Raw genomic sequence first — 3299 nt, 5'->3', positions numbered from 1 at the left:
GCGTTGGTTTGGGGGTTGGTTTGGCGCGGGGTGGGATGGGGCCGCGGGCGAGGGCGGCGAGGAAGCGGGTGGTGAGGTTTTGCAGGCGGGTCCAGATCAAATTGACCATGGGAATGGGGACGTAGCCGGCGGGGCCGTGTTCGGCCACGGTGTCGCACAGCGCGTTCATCATGACGATGAAGCAGCGGATGACGAACGGGGGCGGGGTTGGGGTTGCTAACACGTTGGTAGCATAACCCGCCAGGGTGGGGGGTGAGAAAGCGGTTTTTTCGGGATTGCGCGGGCGATGATTCAGGATTGCGGGTCGCGGCGCAGGAGGTCGGCCTCGATCTGGTGCAGGGCGCGGGTGAAGACCGCCGCGTCGTTCAGGGCGCGGGCGAGGACGAGGGCGCCCTGGATGGCGAGCACGGCGGTTTCGGCCCGTTGGCTTGCCTGGGGCTGGTTGAGGCCGGTGCGGTGCAGGGCGCCTTCGAGCGCGCTGATCCAGCGGCGGAAGTAGCCGGCGATCGGGGTTGCGAAGCGGTCGCGCGTGCCGGTCAGGGCGAAGGCGCCGACCAGGCAGATGCGGTTACCCGATCGGAAATAGGTTTCGACCGACCGCATCATCCGGGCGATGGCTGTAGCGGCATCGCCGGTGCGCAGCGGGGCGAATATTTCGGTCTCGAACCAGTGATCGATATGGGCGAGGATGTGGGTCGCCATGTCTTCCTTGCCGCCGGGGAAGAAATGATAGAGGCTGCCTTTGCCGAAGCCGGTGCTTGCCGTGATCTGGGAGAGGCTTGCGCCCTCGTAGCCGTGTTCGCGAAAGACCTCCGCGATTGCGGCCACCACGTCCGATTTTTCGGCCACGATGCGGGGCATGGGTTAGAGCCCGAGGTCGGCGAGGCCAGGGTGATCGGGTGGCCGGGGGGCTGCATTGTTCCAATGAAACAGGCGATCTGCCGGGGCGATCGCGGCGTCGTTGATCGAGGCGTGGCGCTGCGCCATCAGGCCGGACGGGTCGAACAGCCAGTTTTCGTTGCCGTAGGCGCGGAACCATTGGCCGTGATCGTCGTGAAACTCGTAGGCGAAGCGCACGGCGATGCGGTTTTCCGTGCAGGCCCAGAGTTCCTTGATCAGGCGGTAGTCGTGTTCGCGCGCCCATTTCCGGGTGAGGAATTCGACGATGGCCGGGCGGCCTTTGAGGAATTCGTTGCGGTTTCGCCAAATGCTGTCCGGTGTGTAGGCGAGGGCGACGCGCGCGGGGTTGCGGGTGTTCCAGGCATCTTCGGCGGCGCGGATTTTCTGGATGGCGGTTGCGGCGGTGAAGGGCGGCAGCGGGGGGCGGGTTTCAGACATCGACGGGCTCCGATTGGATTTGTACCGATTGGTATTGTGTGTACGGATTGGTACAGATTTGATCAAGTGCCGTTGCGGAAGGCGGCGCGGCGGCGGAGCGCGTGGTGGACGGCTTCAGGGAGGTTGCGGACGTTGAGGGCGGGGATGGAGGGTACTGTAATCGATTTGATCGATGTTTTGATATCAAATTGCGGCACATGACATCAACAACAGCGTCATGTGCGCGATCCCGCCAAAGGCCCAGACCAGATTATAAAGAGTTTTTTGGTTCTTTTTTGCAAAAAAAGAACGGCTTGCTTTGGTGGAGTGATGGGTCTCAAGGGATATCCGATTCGACGGCGTTAGTGATCTTCCAGGGTCAAGTGGGCGATGAAGCCGGAGCGGGTTTCGCCGGCGGCGGCGGCCAGGGCGTCGAGGCGTTTCAGGATGCGGCGGGGGAGGGTGATGTTGACGCGGGTGATCGTGTCATCGAGCAGGGCGGGGTCGATCGTGATGATCCCGAAGCTCCAGCCGGCGTAATCGGGGTTGGTGCGGATCGCATCCAGGCTGGTGGGTTTCGGGATGGGTCCGCCGGCGTCGAGTGTGGCGTCGATCCAGGCGGCGGCGGCTTGCTCGGCGGCGGTCAGGGCTTCGTCCAGCGTGTCGCCGGCGGAGAAGCAGCCGGGGAGATCGGGGATGGCGATGCCGAAGGCGGTTTGATCGGTGCCGGGTTCGATGGCGATGGGGTAGCGCATGGTGATCTCCTATAGGCCGGCCTGTTTGCGGATGGCGGCGACCAGGCCGGTGCCGAGGTCTTTTTTCGGGTGTGGCACCACGACGTGACCGGGACGCGTGGGGTGTTTGAAGACATGGTGGGAGCCGCGCACGCGATCGAGCACCCAACCGGCGCTTTTCAAGTCGCGGATCAGATCGGTGCTCTTCATGATGCGCATCATACACATTTACGCGCGCGGTTCCAAGGCGTTGCCAAGGCGGCGGCCCTGATTACCAAGAGTTTTTTGGTTCTTTTTTACAAGAAAGAACGGCTTGCTTTGGTGGGGAGGGGAGGTGATGGGTCTCAAGGGAGACCCATCCTACCGAGATACTGGCTGCCGGGGCGGGATGGGTTCAGAGCAGGCGGATTTTGTTGGTGTGTTTGGCCAGGGTTTCGTCGAATGTGACCAGGTGGTCGGCTTTGGCGCGTTCGGCTTCGGCGAGGATGACGCCGTCGGCGAAGTCGCTGCCGGTTGCGAGGCATTCGATGCCGGCTTCGATGAGGGGGCGATCGAGTTCGATGGTGGGCATGGTCGTGAGGTCGCGCAGGATCGGGATGATGGCGGCGGGTTGGAATTTGTAGGCGCGGCGCAGGACCCAGACGGTTTCGCACAGCACGATGGTGGAGAGGATGATGGTGTCGGCCGATTCGATGAGTTTTGCGGCGCGCGGGGATTGGTGTGGATCGTCCCAGGTGAGGTAGCGGACGAGGACGTTGGTATCGAGGGCTAGTCGCACGGGTCGTGCTGTTCGATCGCGTTTTGCATTTCGGCGAGGGTGATCGGGCGTTGGCCGGGGCGTTGCAGGGCGGCTTTGAGGTGGGCGATGGTGGGTGCGGTGGCGACGGTGCGCAGTTCGACCTTGCCGTCCGGGAGCAAGGCGACGTCGATTTTCTGGCCGGGCCGGACGCCGAGGTGTTGCAGGACGGCGGTGCGGAGGGTGACCTGGCCTTTGGCGGTGATGGTGAGTTGGAGCGACATGGGGACCGATTGGTAAGGTTAGTACTGCCTTACTTTAATGCGTGGTGGATGCTGGTTCAAGACCTTCATGGCTCTATAGCTAATGAGAGTTTTTTGGTTCTTTTTTGCAAAAAAGAACGCCTTGCTGCGCTTAGGCGCCACTCAACAATTACCGCGTCATGCTGATGATCTTGGGCTGATGGTGTAATTCCACTCGGGATGCCATGGATCTGTGGTGATGTTGATGGC

Annotated in this window: 7 protein-coding genes and 1 pseudogene; all 8 read right to left on the bottom strand. The window is 62.3% G+C overall.

Going from position 1 to position 3299, the window contains the following annotated elements:
* Window positions 1–223 (bottom strand): annotated as a pseudogene (locus B7X49_RS10515) (hypothetical protein); the annotation flags it as partial.
* Between the two features lie 68 nt (window positions 224–291).
* Entirely contained in the window at window positions 292–861 is a 570-nt protein-coding gene (locus tag B7X49_RS10510) for a TetR/AcrR family transcriptional regulator (RefSeq protein ID WP_286703021.1), read from the bottom strand.
* Between the two features lie 3 nt (window positions 862–864).
* The gene (locus B7X49_RS10505) at window positions 865–1338 is read right to left on the bottom strand and encodes a nuclear transport factor 2 family protein (protein ID WP_286703020.1); all 474 of its coding nucleotides are present in this window, start codon (window positions 1336–1338) and stop codon (window positions 865–867) included.
* A 62-nt stretch (window positions 1339–1400) separates the two neighbouring features.
* Window positions 1401–1535 (bottom strand): FitA-like ribbon-helix-helix domain-containing protein, encoded by a 135-nt coding sequence (locus B7X49_RS10500; protein ID WP_286703019.1) that lies wholly within the window; start codon window positions 1533–1535, stop codon window positions 1401–1403.
* A gap of 144 nt (window positions 1536–1679) precedes the next feature.
* Complete coding sequence (locus B7X49_RS10495) at window positions 1680–2072, bottom strand: type II toxin-antitoxin system HicB family antitoxin (protein ID WP_286703018.1); 393 nt, start codon at window positions 2070–2072, stop codon at window positions 1680–1682.
* Window positions 2073–2081: 9 nt separating this feature from the next.
* Window positions 2082–2261, bottom strand: a complete 180-nt coding sequence (locus B7X49_RS10490; protein WP_286703017.1) for a type II toxin-antitoxin system HicA family toxin — start codon at window positions 2259–2261, stop codon at window positions 2082–2084.
* Between the two features lie 184 nt (window positions 2262–2445).
* On the bottom strand, window positions 2446–2829 hold the full coding sequence (locus B7X49_RS10485) for a type II toxin-antitoxin system VapC family toxin (RefSeq protein WP_029313435.1): 384 nt from the start codon (window positions 2827–2829) through the stop codon (window positions 2446–2448).
* The gene (locus tag B7X49_RS10480) at window positions 2820–3071 is read right to left on the bottom strand and encodes an AbrB/MazE/SpoVT family DNA-binding domain-containing protein (RefSeq protein ID WP_286703016.1); all 252 of its coding nucleotides are present in this window, start codon (window positions 3069–3071) and stop codon (window positions 2820–2822) included. Before B7X49_RS10480 ends, B7X49_RS10485 begins: the two co-directional genes overlap by 10 nt.
* Window positions 3072–3299 lie beyond the last annotated feature (228 nt).

Source organism: Acidiphilium sp. 34-64-41, from assembly GCF_002282635.1.
In the GTDB taxonomy this organism is placed as follows: domain Bacteria; phylum Pseudomonadota; class Alphaproteobacteria; order Acetobacterales; family Acetobacteraceae; genus Acidiphilium; species Acidiphilium rubrum.
The sequence above is the reverse complement of the archived record's forward strand: the minus strand, read 5'-3'. Positions and strand labels throughout refer to the sequence as shown.